The following is a 15,266-nucleotide window of genomic DNA, read 5'->3' on the forward strand; positions in this document are numbered from 1 at the left end:
CCCTCGCGTGCCGTGGCTCAGACGATCTGCCATGTCACGTTGATGATGCCCACCGAGGTGTTGGCGAGGCTCGAGAACGCGGGCTGGCTGAGGTCGATCTTGTTGCTCGGGCAGCTCGGGCACTTGTCCCTGATCGGCACCGTGATGGTCCTGCCGTTGTGGGTGACCCGGATCGACTTGCGGCACAACGGGTCGTTGTTCGGGTTGGGCGTGGTCCACAGTGCGGCGGGAGCCGCGACCAGCATCTGCGTCGCCGCGTTGATCTGCGTGCCGCACGCGCCGTAGCCGGCGTCGTTGTACCAGCTGGCGGTGCCGCTCACCGCGGCCGCGGTGCCGGAGAAGACGAACGACAGGACCGCGGCCGACGCGACGGCGCCGAGCACCTTGGCGGTGGACTTCATGTGCTTCCTTTCACGGGTGGGGACCGCTTCAGGCCACGGAGTGGAAGGTGACCCGGAAACCGCTGCAGTTCGCGCACTGGAACACGGTCTGGTTGCCGGGTTCCGTGTCCTGTTTGGACCACGCGTAGGCCTTGGGGCAGCGGGACTTGATGGTGTTGCTGTAGTCGGTCGGCGCGTCCCTGTTCGGGTTGACGCAGTTGACGCGCTGACCGTTCGCGCCGTACTTGACGTAGGCGGGGTTGCAGTAGGGCAACAGGTTCTGCGTGCACCCGGCGGTGGCGCAGGAGGTGGACCCCGGTGGCGGGCTCGCGTTCACCGCGGCGATGCTCACCGGAACGGAGAAGGCGTTGACGTAGCTGACGTTGTACCAGGGCGCCAGCCGGTCGCGGGTGTCGAAGTTGAACTCCGCGAGGCTCGCCGGTTGCTCGCCGGTGACGCACCGGGCGGCCTGGACGCCGCAGTCGCCGACGGCACACCGGAAGTCCACGCCCGAGGTGCCGGTGCACCCCTGGCGGGCGAAGAACGTGCCGCGCCAGTGACCGGGCGACGCGGTCTCGGGGATCGTGATGGTGGCCGACTGGCCGTTGGTCAGCCTCGGCAGGTTCGTCAGGGCACGCGACCCGTCCGCGTTGACGGTGCTGCCGACCCAGATCGTCTGGCCGGTGTTGTTGACCAGGGTGACCGTGTGGTCGACCGCGGCGTTCGCCGTCTGCACGCCGGCGAGGGCGAACGCGAGCGCGAACAGGGCCGCGATCCAGCGGACGGGTGATCGTGTGGGCATCTGCGGGCTCCTTTCCCTCAGAGCTCCACGATCACCCGCGCCCTCCCCCGGTGGCTTCACGGTCGGTCCGCAAGGTTTCCCGGTGCAGCCAGGCCCACCGGGTGGCCCGCAGCTCGCGGCGGCCCGCCAGCCCGAGCTTGCGGTAGACCCGCGTGAGGTGGAGCTCGACGGTCCGCGTCGCCATCGCCAGCCGGGCCGCGATCTCCCGGTTGTTCAGGCCGGCGCACACGAGTCGCGCTACCTCGGCCTCGACGGGGGTCAGCACCGGTTCGCGGGCGGCGGCACCGCTCGTGGCGGCGTCGATCCGCCGTCGCAGCACGGTGTCGCCGATCTCGACGGCCGCGGCGCGCGCGTACATCTCCCCCGCCGCCGCCTGCTTGCGGTGCGCGGTGAGGCGGTCGCCGTAGTCGCAGAGCACCTCCGCGAGTTCCCACCTGGCGTGTGCCATGTCCAGCAGGCGGATCGCGCGTTCGTAGATCAGGAGGTCCTCGCCGTGGGGCGGGCTCGCGCCGGCGACGGCGGCCAGGCACCGGCCCAGCGCGCGGGGCTCACCCCAGCGGGCCGCGGCGGTGTGCTCCTCCAGCGCCAGGCGCAGCGCCTGCTCGGTGTCCCCGCACGCCAGCGCCGCGCGGGAGGCCGACGACCGCCAGGGCAGCACGGCGGGGTTGAGCACCCCGCTCGCGGTGAGCGCCTCGCCGCACGCGAGGTGGCCGGCGAGCGCGTCGCGGGGACGGCCCGCCGCCATCGCCACGACGGCCTCGGCGGCGAGCAGGAGCGGTCCGGTGAGGCCGTCGTCGAGCAGCACGGCCCCGGCGGCGTCCAGCTCGTCGCGGGCCACCAGCAGCTCCACCGTCCAGTACAGCACCGCCGAGCGGATCTCCACGGTCCCGTTGTGCCGCACCAGGTCCAGCAGCGCCGAGCACGTGACCAGGTCGCCGGTGCACCGGGCGAGGCAGGCGCGGGCGAGCAGGACGTGGTCACCGGGGTGCGACTCCAGCAGGGCGAGGCTGTGCTCGTCGGCGGCGACCAGTTCCCCCGCGCACACCAGCGTCACCAACGCCCACGAGACGCACCAGGGGTTCTCCCGGCAGACCGGGGACGCCAGCGCCCGTTCCGCCGCCTCGACGGCCTCGGTCCAGCTCTCCCCCGCCGCGAGCAGGCCCGACGCGAGGGCCGCCGGGCACTCGTGGCCGGGGTCGGCCGCCCATCCGCCCATCAGGAGGTGGGGACGAACGCCCGGCGCAGACCGGCCCGTCCCGCCACCCCCATCTTGCGGTAGACGGCGGTGAGGTGGAACTCGACGGTGCGCAGCGTCAGGCTCAGCTCGGCGGCGATCTCGCGGTTCGACCGCCCCGCCCTCGCCAGCAGGGCGATCCGGCGCTGCCGTCCGCTGAGCGCGGACTCGCCGTCGTTGCGCAGCAGCCGCGACGCCAGCACGTCCGCCGCTCTCGTCCACTGTGGATGGTCGCGCAGCTGCCGGGTGTGCCGGCGGGCGCGGTCGACCTCGCCGCGGGCGAGCAGGACCTGGGCGAGGTCGTGGCGCGCTCTCAGCGCCTCCGGGGCGTGCCCCAGGCAGGCGATCGCCTGTTCGAGCAGCACGACGTCACCGCCGCGCGCCAGTGCCGAGGCGTGCAGGGCGAGTCCGACGGCCCGCGGCGCACCCCAGCGTCGTGCCGCCACCAGTTCCTTGTCGGCGCAGATGCGGGCGAGCACGAGGTCGCCGCGGTCGGCGGCGGCCAGGGCGGCGGCGGAGCGCCAGGGCAGCACCGCGGGGTTGACGACGCCGCCGGCCTCCAACAGCCGGCCGCAGTCGAGGAACTCGTCCAGCGCCGCCGCGCCCTGCCCTTCCGCGAGGAGCAGCCACCCGCGCGCGAAGCAGAGCTCGGCGCCGGCCAGGTGCTTGCTTCCGGGAGTGGCACCGTCGGGGCGACCGGTGCCGAGCCTGGCGCCATCGGGGCGACCGGTGTCGAACGTGGCGCCATCGGGGCGACCGGTGTCGAGCTTGGCGCTGTCCGGGCGGCGTTTCCCGAGCACGGCAGCATGCGGGTGCGCGTTGTCGAGCCTGGCGTTGTCCGGGTGCCTGCTCCTGAGCACGGCACCGCGCGGGTGCCCGTCCTCCAGCACGGCGCGCGCCCCACCCAGTTCGCCCGCCTCGACGAGCGCGCGGGCCAGCCACGCGACGGCATTCGTCCGCAGCGCGGGCCGCACACCACGGCTCACCGCGCCGTCCAGCAACCGCACCGCCGCACACACCTCACCGCGCAGCAGCATGATCCGCCCACCCAGCACCGCGTGCACGTCGCGGTCGACCCCCACCGCCGCACCCCAGTGACGATGCGCGAGAGCGATCTCACCAGCGTGCACCAGCACCAGCGACGCCCGCCAGAACGCGTCGTCGCCGCACGCCCCCTCCAGCACACGCCGGGCGACGCTCACCGCCTCGGCCCGTCCGGCACCGCGCTCGGCCGCCGCCACCGCGCGGGACAGTTCCTCCATCATGTCGACGACGTCCTTCCAATCGATACGCGGTGCGACACGTTCACAGCGGGAGAAGGGACATGGCCGACTCCTCGCGACACTGTCTCAATTGGACTGCCAGCTGGTCTGGACCTTACCGCTGAATGCCTTTCGACAGAATCGCGAATTCTTTTTCTTTCGACACTTGGCAAATCACCGCGACAGGAGTAGTCGAAGGCCGCTCCCACTCCCGCCGATCGACGAACATCAAGTTGATAATTCGTATTACAGCCTTGTTCCGCCGCCGGGACAGCCCCTACCGTCGCCCAACGCGGAGACCACGACGCAAAGGAGCGTTCCCATGGCACCGAACCGCCGACAGCTGCTGCTCGGAACCGCGGCCCTGCTGGCGACGAGCGCGGGGGCGACGGAGGCCGCCGCCGCGCCCGCGGGATTCCCCGACTACCGGTACCGCAGGCTCGCACTGGTCAAGAGCAAGCTGCGCTACAACCCGACCGGCGAACTGATCTTCCCCACCATCCGCGGCACGAAGAACCGCATCCCCGGCGCGCTCGCCGCGTACTACCTCTACTACGCGCCGCACGACGCGCCCGGCGGCATCTGCCTGGCGTACGCGAACTCGCTCGACGAGGAGTTCACCGAGTACGCCGGCAACCCGATCATCACGCGCAGCTGGCCCGGCGAGTACAGCGTGTCCCACGTGTCGTCGCCGCACGCGATGTGGAACGACGACGCCAAGCGCATGTACCTGTACTTCCACGGCGAGAACACCGTGACGCGGCTGGCCAGCTCCGCCGACGGCATCCACTTCTCCTACGAGAAGGAGGTGCTCTCCACGCGCCTGATGCCCGCCGGCACCACCGAGACCTCCTACGCCAGGGTGTTCCGGCACGACCTGCCCTCGCGTGGCGCCCGGTACGTGATGGTCTTCATGATCAACAACACCACGAACCACCGCGACATCGGCTGGGGCTGGTCGGCCAACGCCCGCGACTGGACGTTCGCGCAGACCCCGCTCGTGCGGCACCAGGACGTGGGCGCGGTCAACATCGGCGGCCCGCACCTGCTGTTCCGCAACAACAGCGTCTACGTCGTCTACAACACCGACAAGGGCAGCGGCGGCAACATCCTCATCACCGAGGTGGGCCTCGACTTCAGCAAGCGCAACCACCTCGGCGTCTTCCACGACTCGCTGTCCGGGTCGCCGGACAACGGCAGGGCGGCCGCGCCGTCGTTCGGCACGTACCAGGGCCGCGAGTACATGATCTACGAGGCCGGGGACCGGTTGGCGGGCAACATCGCCATCGCCCAGGCGATCTAGGCGGCGAACAGCGCGACGCAGTGCTCGGCGAACGCTTGCGCGCGGCGCGTGAGCGGGCCGCCGGCCGCCCAGCCGAGCACCACGGGTGTGGTGGGCACGGCGTCGCGCACCCCCACCGCCACGACCTCCAGCCCCTCGTACGACGACGTCACAACCGGCTGCTGCACGGTCATCGAGTACCCGATGCCGCGGGCCACGAGCGAGCGCGCCAGCTCGAAGCTGCGGGCCCGGTGCGTCACGACCATCTCGACGCCCGCCGCCGCGAACACCGACCGGAAGTAGCGCTCGCTCGGCGGGACGTCCAGCAGCACGAACGGATCGCCCGACAGCTCGGCCAGCGACACCGCCCGGCGCCGGCGCAACCGGTGCCCGGCGGGCAGCAGCACCTTCGGCGGCAGGTCGTACAGCGTCGCCGTGGCGATGCCGGGTGCGAGGTCCTGGTCGTAGAGGAACGCGATCTCGCACCGCCCGGCGAGCAGGTCCTCCCCGATCTCCGGCAGGCTCCCCTCCACGAACCGCACCGACACCTCCGGGTGCGCGCGCTCGAACGTCGCGATCGCCGCGGGCAGGTGGAACGGCGCGATCGGCGCGTAGCAGCCGACCGTCAGCACGCCGCCGACCTGGTTGCTCAGCCCGCGCGCCTCGGCGCCGAGGTCGCCCATCGCCCCGACCACGCGGCGCGCGTCCGCCAGCACCCGCGTGCCCGCCGCCGTCAGCGCCGCGCCCCGGCGCGGTGAGCGCACGACGAGCCTCAGGTCCAGCGCCCGTTCCAGTTCGGTCAGCGCCAGCGAGATCGCGCCCTGCGAGACGTGGCACCGCGCGGCGGCCGAGGTGAGCGATCCCGTTTCGGCCACCGCGATCAGATATTCCAGCTGCCGCAGCGTCACGTTCGGCAGATTCATGAGTCGAGCTTATAACTCGCAGCAGAAACGTGAACTGGCCAAAACAATTGTTTCCCGGCATCGTCCGGACGGTGACCAGGAAGCACACGCACCCGTTCGTCCCGTACACGCCGCCGCGCCTGCCGATCGAGGACGGGCTCGCCCGCGGCAGGGCGTGGTGCGAGCTGCTCGACGAACGCCGTTCCGTGCGCTGGTTCTCCCCCGATCCCGTGCCGGCCGAGGCGATCGAGCTCGCGGTCAGGGCCGCGAACACCGCCCCGAGCGGCGCGCACCAGCAGCCGTGGCGGTTCGTGGCGACGCGGGACCCGGACCTCAAGCGGCGCATCCGCGTGGCGGCCGAGGAGGAGGAACACCGCTTCTACCACGAGCGCGAGATCCCGGAGTGGCGTGAAGCGTTGGCACGGTTGGAGACCGACGCCCACAAGGAATTCCTCGAGGTCGCGCCGTGGCTCGTGGTCGCGTTCGCGCAGAAGCAGCAAGACGGCCGGAAGACCTACTACACCAGCGAAAGCGTCGGCATCGCCTGCGGGTTCTTCATCGCGGCACTGCACTCGATGGGCCTCGCGACCCTGACGCACACGCCGAACCCGATGACGTTCCTGACCGACCTCCTGGGCCGCCCCGGCGAACGGCCGTACATCCTGTTCCCGATCGGGTATCCGGCGGACGACTGCGAGGTGCCGGACCTGCGCCGCAAGACGCTGGAGGAGGCGCTCACGTTCGAGGGCGGGCTTGCCTGATCGTCCCACCACCGGGGAGCATCGAGGCCGTGGACGAACTACGCGCGCTGATCGCCAAGCACGCCCGCCCGGACCTGACCACGGCCATCCCGGGCGTGCTGGTGTCCCGGACCACCGCCGGCGGCCCGCCCGCCCCGTCGATGACCGGCACGATCCTCGCGTTCGTCGCCCAGGGTCGTAAGCGCATCGCGCTGGGCGAGCGCGTCTACGACTACCGCGCCGGCCAGTACCTGGTGGCCTCGATCGACATGCCGATCACCGGCAACTACGTGGACATCAGCCCGTCCGAACCCGCGCTCGGGCTCGGCCTGGTCCTCGATCCCCCGGCGGTCGCGGACCTCCTGCTGGCGCACGACTTCCCGAAACCCGCAGGCATCCCGGAGGGCCTCGCCGTCAGCGACGCCTCCCCCGAGCTGGTCGACGCCGTGACGCGGCTCGCCCGGCTGCTCGACCGGCCGGCGGAGGCACGGGCGCTCGCCCCGCTGGTCAAGCAGGAGATCCTCTGGCGGGTCATGACCGGCGAGCAGGGCGCGGCCGTGCGCCACCTCGGCACGCAGGACAGCGGCCTGAGCCACATCGCGCGGGCCGTGCGGTGGATCCGGGAGAACTACGCCGAGTCGTTCAAGGTCGAGAACGTCGCGCGGATCGCGGGCATGAGCGAGTCTGCGTTCTACCGCAACTTCCAGGCCGTCACGGCGATGAGCCCGATCCAGTTCCAGAAGCAGATCCGCCTGCAGGAGGCCCGGTTGCTGCTCGCGACCACCCGGGACGTGACGAGCGTGAGCCACCGGGTCGGCTACGACAGCCCGTCGCAGTTCAGCCGCGAGTACCGCCGCCAGTTCGGCGCGCCGCCGAGCCAGGACGCGAAGCTCACACCCCAGCCCGCTCTCTGACGTTCAGGTACACGGCGCGGACCTCCAGCGTCCGCTCGACCTTCTCGATGACCGGCGCGAAGAACTGGCGGCGGTGCTCGGCGTCGCTCATCGAGATCACCGAGAAGTACATGCTGCCGAACGCCGCGAACAGCGTGGCGTTGCGCAGCATCGCCTGCGGGACGCCGAGCCACGACAGCTTCGGAGGCTCCCCGATCCACTGCTCGGCGATCGCGGGCGTCACGACGATCAGGCCGAGCACCACGAAGAACGCGAACAGCGCGAGGCCGACCACCGCGGCCTGCACGAGCTGGCGGATCGCGAGCATCACCAGCAGGTTGCGCGTCTGGCGGCCGTTCAACCGCTTGGGCGGCAACGGTTCGGTGATCTCGACGCCCGACAGGGGCGTGCCCTTGCAGGCGACGCTCAGGATCTCCGGGCGCAGGTCCTGCTCGACGCGGCCGATCTCGTCGCGCAGCCGGGCCGCGGCCGCCAGCACCGTGATCGCGGCGAACAGCAGCACGATCAGGCTCACCCGCGGCCACGGCAGCTTGTCCATCGCCTGCCACAGCTCGCCGGTGAAGAACAGGAACAGCGTCACGAACAGCATGGGCGGCAACGCCCGGCCGATCAGGTGCACGCTGTTGCCCAGGTCGGCGATCACGTGGCGGATGGCCGCGCGCAGCAACGACCCCAGCCCGTACGTCGTGGCGAGCATCGTCGCCACGAACGCGACCCCGAAGAAGACGACGAACCACAGCGCCGTCACCCACCACGGCGTCTCGGCGCCCTCCGCACCCGGCGTGGTCACCTCGTCATCGATCGCGAGCTGCAGCAACGGTACGATCACCGGCATCGCCGCGTAGGCGACCAGCACCAGCAGGGTCGACCCCCGCGAGAACTCGGGCAGCCTCCGCCCGAGCACCGAGAGCAGGACCCACGCGGTCACCATCACCGCGACGATCACGCCCAGCAGCACCCACTTGGACAGCCCGGCGGACCGGAGCAGCACGAGCCAGGCGAGGCTGCCGACCGCCACGAACGTCAGCGCGGGCAGCATCCGCGGCAGCACGTGCGACCGGAAGCCGTAGCCCTCGATCATCGTCGGCGCGCCCTGCCGCACGAACCACTGCTCGGTCCGCCGCAGGACCGTCTCCGAAGCCACGGCGAGGATCATGCCTCACCGTTCGAACAGGCGCGCCATCACGGAGTAGTAGTGCGTCGGCGTGATGCGGGCGAGCGCGTCGAACACGTAGGCGTCCGGTCCGACGAGGATGCGCGCCTTGCCCTTCTCGACGCCGCGGTGGATGACCTCGGCGGCCTTGTCGGGCGTGGTCAGGGCGATCCTGTCGAAGTCCGCGGCGATCTGGTCCGCCGACCGGCCCCGCTCGTCGAGCTCGGCGTGGATGCGGCCGTTGCGCACGATGTTGGTCTTGATGCCGCCGGGGTGCACGGCGACGGCCGAGACGCCGGTGCCGCGCAGCTCCTGGCGCAGCGAGTCGGTGAACCCGCGGACGGCGAACTTGGCGGCGCAGTAGGCGCTCTGGTTCGGCATGCCGCACAGGCCGAAGACGCTGGAGGTGTTCACGACGACGCCGTAGTTCTGCGCGACCAGCAACGGCAGGAACGCGCGCGTGCCGTTCACGACGCCCCAGTAGTTGATGTCGAACAGCCAGGAGTCGTCCTCCGCCACGGTGTTCAGCACGCTGGTGGACGTGGCGACGCCCGCGTTGTTGAACACCGCCGCGATCGGCAGGTCGAGCCAGTCCTTCACCTCGCCCACGAACCGCCGCACGTCCTCCGCGTCGCGCACGTCGAGCACCCGGCTGAGCACGGGGCCCTGCAGCGACGCGGCGGTCTTCTCCAGCTCGATCTCGTTGACGTCGGCGATGACCACGGGAGAACCGTGGCGGGACAACCGCTGCGCGAGGCTGCGGCCGATCCCCGAGGCCGCCCCGGTGATCACCGCCGGACGTCCGGAGATCCTGCGGACCATGTCTGCTCCTGTCGTCGAGGACGGCGGAGCCTCCACGTTAGCGGCGGAGTTCGGGGAACTGGTCGTCCCGCCACTCGACGGAACTTTCGACACCCGCCTCCTCGCGCTCGCGCAGGTCGACGCGGCGGATCTTGCCCGACACGGTCTTCGGCAGCTCGTAGAACTCCAGGCGGCGGATCCGCTGGTAGGGCGCCAGGTTCTCGCGCGCGTGCCGCAGGATCTGCAACGCGGTCTCGCGGTCCGGTGCCCAGCCGGGGCTCAGCGCCACGTACGCCTTGGGCACGGCGAGCCGGACCGCGTCCGGCGCGGGCACGACGGCGGCCTCGGTGACGGCCGGGTGCTCGATCAGCACGCTCTCCAGCTCGAACGGCGAGATCTTGTAGTCCGACGCCTTGAACACGTCGTCGGTGCGCCCCACGTAGAACAGGTAGCCGTCCTCGTCGCGGCTCGCGATGTCGCCCGTGTGGTAGTAACCGCCGGCCATCGCCTCGGCATTGCGCTCCTCGTCGCCGTGGTAGCCGACCATCAGCGACATCGGCCGCTGCCCCAGGTCGACGCAGATCTCGCCCTCGTCGGCCTGCTCGCCGGTGATCGGGTCGACCAGCACGACCGGGACGCCGTGCAGCGGCCGTCCCATCGAACCGGGCTTCACCGGCACGCCCGGCACGTTGCCGACCGACAGCGTGGTCTCGGTCTGGCCGAAGCCGTCGCGGATCGTGAGGCCCCACTGCCGCTGGACCTGCTCGACCACCTCGGGGTTCAGCGGCTCCCCCGCGGCCACGACCTCGCGCAGCGCACCGGGCCCGCCGCTGAGGTCGGCCTTGATCAGCATCCGCCACACGGTCGGCGGCGCGCAGAACGTGGTGACGCCCTTCGCGCGGACCTGGCCGAGCAACGCGGCCGCGTCGAAGCGGGAGTAGTTGTAGACGAAGATCGTCGCCTCGGCGATCCACGGCGCGAAGAAGCAGCTCCACGCGTGCTTGGCCCAGCCGGGCGAGCTGATGTTGAGGTGCACGTCGCCGGGCCGCACGCCGATCCAGCGCATCGTCGTCAGGTGCCCGACCGGGTACGAGGTCTGGGTGTGCTCGACGAGCTTGGGGCGGCTGGTCGTGCCGGAGGTGAAGTAGAGCAGCAGCCGGTCGTCGGCCCGCGTCCTCGGGTGCGGCACCGGGTTGTCGGGCGCCTCGGCCGTCTCCGCGTAGTCCAGCCAGCCCGCCGCGGTACCGCCGACGGAGATCAGCACGGGTCCGTCCTCGAACTTGTCCGCGTCCTGGACCCGCGCGACGACGTGCCGCACGGCGCCCCGTCGCAGTCGGTCGGCGAGGTCGGCCGGTCCCAGCGCGGTGGTGGTCGGCATGATCACCGCGCCGAGCTTCATCACCGCGAGCATCGACTCCCACAGCTCGACCTGGTTGCCCAGCATGATCATCACGCTGTCGCCCTTGCCCACCCCGTGCCACGCGAGCCAGCGCGCGACGCTGTTGGACCGGCGCCGCAGGTCGTCGAACGAGTAGGCGCGCTCGGACCCGTCCTCCTCGACGAGGTGCAACGCCGTCGCGGTGTTGCCTTCGGCGATGACGTCGAACCAGTCGTGCGCCCAGTTGAAGCTGCTGCCGAAGCTCGGCCAGGCGAACGACTCGGGATCCGCGAGCATCAGGTCGCGGGCCGCGCGGTAGGTGTCGTGACTGGACATGGGGCAGAGGGTGCGAGCGCCGGGGGCCGCCGGTATACCCCCGGACGGGGGTGCACCCCTTTTCGGGGGTGCGACCGTCAGCGAGACTGCTGGATGTGCTGCCAGACCGATTCCAGGCACTGTTGCCGCAGCGCCTGGACATGCTCCGCCGAGCCACCGGGTTGCCCGTCGTGTTCGGCGGCGCCGTCACGCCCGGCCGCGACCTGCTGCTGAGCAGCTTCCAGGGCACGCACGGCACGTCGTTGCACGGCCTGCGCATCGGCGCCGGCCGCGGCCTCGGCGGCACGGCGATCGCGATGGGCACCGCGGTCCGCGTCAACGACTACGCCACGACCAAGGCGATCACCCACGAGTTCGACCAGATGGTGGTCGTTGACGAACGCCTGACCTCGGTGTTCGCCTACCCGGTGACGGTGCGCGGCACCGTGCGCGGCGTCCTCTACGGGGCCGTGCGCGGGCAGGCGACCGTGGGCGACCGGGCGATCAGGATGGCCGGCGCCATCGCGCAGGGATTCGCACAGGACCTGGACATGCCTTCCATTCACATGCAGGCCGCGCTCCGCGAACTGGCGGAGGTCACCAAGCTCGTCGGCGACCCCGTGTTGCGCGAACGACTCCGCAAGGTGCACCAGAACCTCGGTGGCGAGACCCCCGTCAGCGTCCCGAGCGGCCTGACCCCGCGCGAACTCGATACGCTGCGGCTGGCCGCGGTCGGGGCCTCGAACCGGGAGATCGCCGCCGAGCTCGGGTTGAGCACCGAGACCGTCAAGGCCTACCTCCGGGGCGCGATGCGCAAGCTGGGGGTGCACAACAGAACCGCCGCGGTCCACGCGGCGAGGTCGACGGGAGCGCTCTGAATGTCCTTGCTGGAGAAGGCCGTGATCGGGACCGATCGCCTGCTCTACAAGCTGACCGGCGGCAAGTTCACCCTCGTGTCGTTGTCGAGGCAGACCGGCCTGACCCTGATCACCACCGGCGCCCGCAGCGGTGAGAAGCGCGAGAACCAGGTCCAGTACGTGGCCGACGGCGACTCGATGCTCGTCGTGGGGTCCAACTGGGGCAAGCCGAACCACCCCGCCTGGACCGCGAACCTGCTGAAGAACCCGGACATCCAGGTGAACGTGCGCGGCGACGTCCGGAACGTGCGCGGCACGTTGCTGGAAGGCGCGGAGCGGGAGGCCGCCTGGTCGCGAATGGTGGCGGCCTGGCCCGCGTTCCAGGACTACGTCGAACGGTCAGGCGGCCGCGAGCTGCGGGTCTTCCGCCTCACGGCGCGCTGACGCCCACGCCAGCCACACGCAGCCCACGATCACCAGCACGCCGTGGGCGATCCGCACCGCGGGCGGCGTGAAGAACTGCGGCAGGAACAACGCGAACCCGGCGGCGAACACGATCGCCGCCGGCGTGCGCAGCCTCAGCGCGACCAAGACCGCCGCGACGCCCATGGTGACCAGTCCGATGCCGAACATCGTGACGGCGAACGGGTTGTAGCGCACGGCTTCGGCGAGCTCGAGGACGTTCGGCTGCCCCGCGACGGCGTGCAGGCCGAAGTCCTCGGCGCCGTAGTACGGCAGCGTGAGGCCCGCGCCGACCCAGAACGTGATCGCGGCGGTGCGGTGGACCTCCAGCAGCGCGATCGGCACGAGGATGAAGCCGATCATCGCGAACAGGTGCGACAGCACCCACGCGGTCGAGCCCATCGAGGCCGCCGCGCCCGCGGCCGTCGTCTCGTCGTGCCACGGTCTCCACGCCGGGTACAGCAGGAAGAGCAGGCCTGCCGCGGTGAGCGTCCACTTCACGATTTCCCCCTGAGATCGTCCAGGAACATCCGGACCAGCTGGTCGTAGGTGTCGTCGAGGCCCTCGGGCAGGCCGAACCCGCCGCTCGACTCGATCGACGCGAAGCCGTGCGCGATCACCCGCAGCCTCCTGGTGGCGTGCACCGCGGCGGAGCCCTCCAGGCCGTAGCCGCGCAGGGTGGCGAACAGGACCTCCATGAGCTTCTGCCCGGCCGCCTGCTGCAGCTCGTCGTGCAACGGGTCCATCGGCGCGGCCGCGTAGCGGTGCGGGTGCTCGCGGACGTACGCGCGGTACGCGTGCAGGAGCGCGGCCACCGCCTCGTCGCCCGACCGGCCCAGGACCGTGGCCGTGAACCGCTCGGTCATGTCCTCCAGCACGCGCACGCCGACGTGTGCGCGCAGTTCGCCGAGGCTCGCGACGTGCTTGTACAGCGACGGGGTGGCGACACCGGTCCGCGCGGCGACGGCGGCGAGCGTGAGCGCGTCGGCGCCCTGCTCGTCGAGCAGCTCCAGTGCGGCGTCGACGACCTTGGCGGTGGTGAGACGAGGACGAACAGCCATAGCTCAAAAGCTAACGCTATTAGCCCGGCAACGTCAAGCGCGGAGATTCTGTGAAGATCTTGCGGATTTCCCGGCGGAGGCGGTCCGCGCACGGCTATGAAGGTCAGGTCATTCGCACAGGACAAGGGGAATCCATTGCGATTAGTCAAGATCCTGGGGGTGGTCGCCGCGGGCACGCTGTTCGCGTCGACCATCACGACCGCACCGGCCACGGCCGGCCCGACTCTCCAGATCACGATCGACCCGGCCTCGGTCCGCGAGTCGATCGACTACCTGAAGCAGACCTACCGCGTCAGCGAACGCGAGGCACTGCGCAGACTCCAGCTCCAGGACGACGCGGCGAGACTCGACGCGACGTTGAAGAAGGAGGCCGCCGGCGAGTACGGCGGCATGTGGATCGACCAGCAGGCGGGCGGCAAGCTCGTCGTCGCCATGACGCGACCCGTTGCCGCGCAACGACATGTCGCCGCACTGCCCGACCGCGCCAACGTCACCGTGCGCACGGTGAAGAACTCCCTGGCGTCGCTCCAGACGACCTACGACCGGATCCGGCAGCAGGTCGGCGCGGGCGCCGAGTCGGTGTACCTGCCGGCCGTCAGCCAGACCGAGAACAAGGTCGTCGTCTGGGAACGCTCCTGGCTCAGGCAGCCCGGCGCGTCCGCGCAGGCACAGGAGCAGCGCGCGTTCGACGCCGACCCGAACGTGGTCACGGCTCGCGTGCTGCAGAAGCCGACGCCGTACTCGGCCGACCCGGTCGACTGGGGCTTCTGCCACCCGCTCTACTGCACGAACTACGGCCCCATGCGCGGCGGCCTGCGCCTGGACATGAGGCGCGACAACGGCACCACCGGTGGCTGCACGAGCGGCTTCAACCTGCGCACGACCGGCGGCGCGTTCCCCGGTGTGCCGTGGGTGCTCACAGCGGGCCACTGCATGGCGACCAAGACCAACAACGTGCCGACCGAGCACAACCGCCAGGCGATCCTGAACCAGCACGGCATCGAGAAGAACTTCTACCCCTACGACTACGCCGCCGTGCGGTACGTCGACGCGGCCACCGCCACCACGTGGCTGGAGGGCCAGACCAACCGCAACACGGTGCTGAAGTACTGCCGCAACGGCGGTCTGGACAGCAACGGCGACACCCCGTGCGGCCCGCAGGCGACCTCCCAGAACCAGGAGATCACCTCGGTCACGCCGCTGTCCGGCATCCTCGCGGGCGCGGTCGTCTGCGCCACGGGATCCGGGTCGAGCGCGGTGAACTACCCGGACTCCTACGACAGCGGCGCCGGTGAGGGCTACCTCGTCGGCACCCGGTGCGGCCGCGTGCTGTCGACCGACGTCGGCATCAACACCGACATCTGCGCCCGCGCGGGCGACAGCGGCAGCCCGTTGTTCAGCCAGGTCACCAAGGCCGGGCTCGGCATCCTCGAGGGCAGCCAGCAGGCCCGCAGCGGCGCCTGCCAGCTCGGCGAGCTGAACAACTACGCCCCGCTCTCGACGATCCTCGAGGACCTCAGCGCCCGCCAGGCCAGTGGCGGCTCGGTCTTCTCCGTGATCACGACGCCGCAGGGCTGACGTTCCCGTGTCACTGGAGGGGTCGTCCAGACCTCTCCAGCGACGCAGTTCGAGTTAACCAGCCTTAAATCCACTGGTAGCGAGCTCGATCACTTGAGAGCGCTCTCATCTGACAAATTCGTGAAAACCTTTACACGTTGACCGA

The 15,266-nt window shown here is 70.8% G+C and carries 16 protein-coding genes; 6 read left to right on the plus strand and 10 right to left on the minus strand.

Translation table 11 applies throughout. The annotated features are described in order from the left end of the window. Positions 1-17 precede the first annotated feature (17 nt). From ABZX02_RS11470 to ABZX02_RS11485, 4 genes are read right to left on the minus strand one after another with little or no spacing between them, the layout of a single operon-like run. Positions 18-401: a cysteine/serine endopeptidase inhibitor gene (locus tag ABZX02_RS11470; RefSeq protein WP_355297226.1), complete on the minus strand. Its 384-nt coding sequence runs from the start codon at positions 399-401 to the stop codon at positions 18-20. Between the two features lie 28 nt (positions 402-429). Continuing rightward, a complete protein-coding gene (locus tag ABZX02_RS11475) occupies positions 430-1,182 on the minus strand; it encodes a thaumatin family protein (RefSeq protein ID WP_355297228.1) in 753 nt (250 codons plus the stop codon). A 31-nt stretch (positions 1,183-1,213) separates the two neighbouring features. Next, positions 1,214-2,398: a LuxR C-terminal-related transcriptional regulator gene (locus tag ABZX02_RS11480; protein ID WP_355297230.1), complete on the minus strand. Its 1,185-nt coding sequence runs from the start codon at positions 2,396-2,398 to the stop codon at positions 1,214-1,216. Beyond that, positions 2,398-3,681 carry a LuxR C-terminal-related transcriptional regulator gene (locus tag ABZX02_RS11485; RefSeq protein ID WP_355297231.1) on the minus strand — a complete coding sequence of 428 codons (1,284 nt, stop codon included), beginning with the start codon at positions 3,679-3,681 and terminating at the stop codon, positions 2,398-2,400. The genes ABZX02_RS11480 and ABZX02_RS11485 overlap by 1 nt, the downstream gene beginning before the upstream one ends. Before the next feature lie 319 nt (positions 3,682-4,000). On the opposite strand from ABZX02_RS11485, the gene ABZX02_RS11490 reads away from it, so the two are divergent. Continuing rightward, the gene (locus tag ABZX02_RS11490; protein WP_355297233.1) at positions 4,001-4,981 is read left to right on the plus strand and encodes a hypothetical protein; all 981 of its coding nucleotides are present in this window, start codon (positions 4,001-4,003) and stop codon (positions 4,979-4,981) included. Here the strand turns inward: ABZX02_RS11490 and ABZX02_RS11495 are convergent. Then, a complete protein-coding gene (locus tag ABZX02_RS11495; protein WP_355297235.1) occupies positions 4,978-5,883 on the minus strand; it encodes a LysR family transcriptional regulator in 906 nt (301 codons plus the stop codon). The genes ABZX02_RS11490 and ABZX02_RS11495 overlap by 4 nt on opposite strands. A 71-nt stretch (positions 5,884-5,954) precedes the next feature. Between ABZX02_RS11495 and ABZX02_RS11500 the strand changes: the two genes are divergently transcribed. Together ABZX02_RS11500 and ABZX02_RS11505 are read left to right on the plus strand one after the other, a co-directional pair. Then, positions 5,955-6,623 (plus strand): nitroreductase family protein, encoded by a 669-nt coding sequence (locus tag ABZX02_RS11500; RefSeq protein WP_355297237.1) that lies wholly within the window; start codon positions 5,955-5,957, stop codon positions 6,621-6,623. 29 nt (positions 6,624-6,652) lie between these two features. After that, on the plus strand, positions 6,653-7,516 hold the full coding sequence (locus ABZX02_RS11505; protein WP_355297239.1) for an AraC family transcriptional regulator: 864 nt from the start codon (positions 6,653-6,655) through the stop codon (positions 7,514-7,516). Here the strand turns inward: ABZX02_RS11505 and ABZX02_RS11510 are convergent. The 3 genes from ABZX02_RS11510 to ABZX02_RS11520 are packed head-to-tail and all read right to left on the minus strand — an operon-like array spanning position 7,494 to position 11,184. Next, the gene (locus ABZX02_RS11510; protein ID WP_355297241.1) at positions 7,494-8,672 is read right to left on the minus strand and encodes a hypothetical protein; all 1,179 of its coding nucleotides are present in this window, start codon (positions 8,670-8,672) and stop codon (positions 7,494-7,496) included. The genes ABZX02_RS11505 and ABZX02_RS11510 overlap by 23 nt on opposite strands. 3 nt (positions 8,673-8,675) lie before the next feature. Further along, positions 8,676-9,491 carry an SDR family NAD(P)-dependent oxidoreductase gene (locus ABZX02_RS11515; RefSeq protein WP_355297243.1) on the minus strand — a complete coding sequence of 272 codons (816 nt, stop codon included), beginning with the start codon at positions 9,489-9,491 and terminating at the stop codon, positions 8,676-8,678. Between the two features lie 37 nt (positions 9,492-9,528). Continuing rightward, on the minus strand, positions 9,529-11,184 hold the full coding sequence (locus ABZX02_RS11520; protein WP_355297245.1) for an AMP-binding protein: 1,656 nt from the start codon (positions 11,182-11,184) through the stop codon (positions 9,529-9,531). Between the two features lie 95 nt (positions 11,185-11,279). On the opposite strand from ABZX02_RS11520, the gene ABZX02_RS11525 reads away from it, so the two are divergent. Together ABZX02_RS11525 and ABZX02_RS11530 are read left to right on the plus strand one after the other, a co-directional pair. Further along, entirely contained in the window at positions 11,280-12,041 is a 762-nt protein-coding gene (locus ABZX02_RS11525; protein WP_355297247.1) for a LuxR C-terminal-related transcriptional regulator, read from the plus strand. Beyond that, positions 12,042-12,464 carry a nitroreductase family deazaflavin-dependent oxidoreductase gene (locus ABZX02_RS11530; RefSeq protein WP_355297248.1) on the plus strand — a complete coding sequence of 141 codons (423 nt, stop codon included), beginning with the start codon at positions 12,042-12,044 and terminating at the stop codon, positions 12,462-12,464. Here ABZX02_RS11530 and ABZX02_RS11535 read toward each other — a convergent pair. Together ABZX02_RS11535 and ABZX02_RS11540 are read right to left on the minus strand one after the other, a co-directional pair. After that, the gene (locus ABZX02_RS11535) at positions 12,420-12,983 is read right to left on the minus strand and encodes a hypothetical protein (protein WP_355297250.1); all 564 of its coding nucleotides are present in this window, start codon (positions 12,981-12,983) and stop codon (positions 12,420-12,422) included. The two genes, ABZX02_RS11530 and ABZX02_RS11535, sit on opposite strands and share 45 nt — an antisense overlap. Next, positions 12,980-13,543: a WHG domain-containing protein gene (locus ABZX02_RS11540; RefSeq protein ID WP_355297252.1), complete on the minus strand. Its 564-nt coding sequence runs from the start codon at positions 13,541-13,543 to the stop codon at positions 12,980-12,982. The genes ABZX02_RS11535 and ABZX02_RS11540 overlap by 4 nt, the downstream gene beginning before the upstream one ends. 135 nt (positions 13,544-13,678) lie before the next feature. Between ABZX02_RS11540 and ABZX02_RS11545 the strand changes: the two genes are divergently transcribed. Beyond that, entirely contained in the window at positions 13,679-15,121 is a 1,443-nt protein-coding gene (locus ABZX02_RS11545) for a trypsin-like serine protease (RefSeq protein WP_355297253.1), read from the plus strand. The last annotated feature ends 145 nt before the right edge of the window (positions 15,122-15,266 follow it).

The sequence above is a fragment of the Lentzea sp. NPDC003310 genome, from assembly GCF_040610935.1.
Classification (GTDB): domain Bacteria; phylum Actinomycetota; class Actinomycetes; order Mycobacteriales; family Pseudonocardiaceae; genus Lentzea.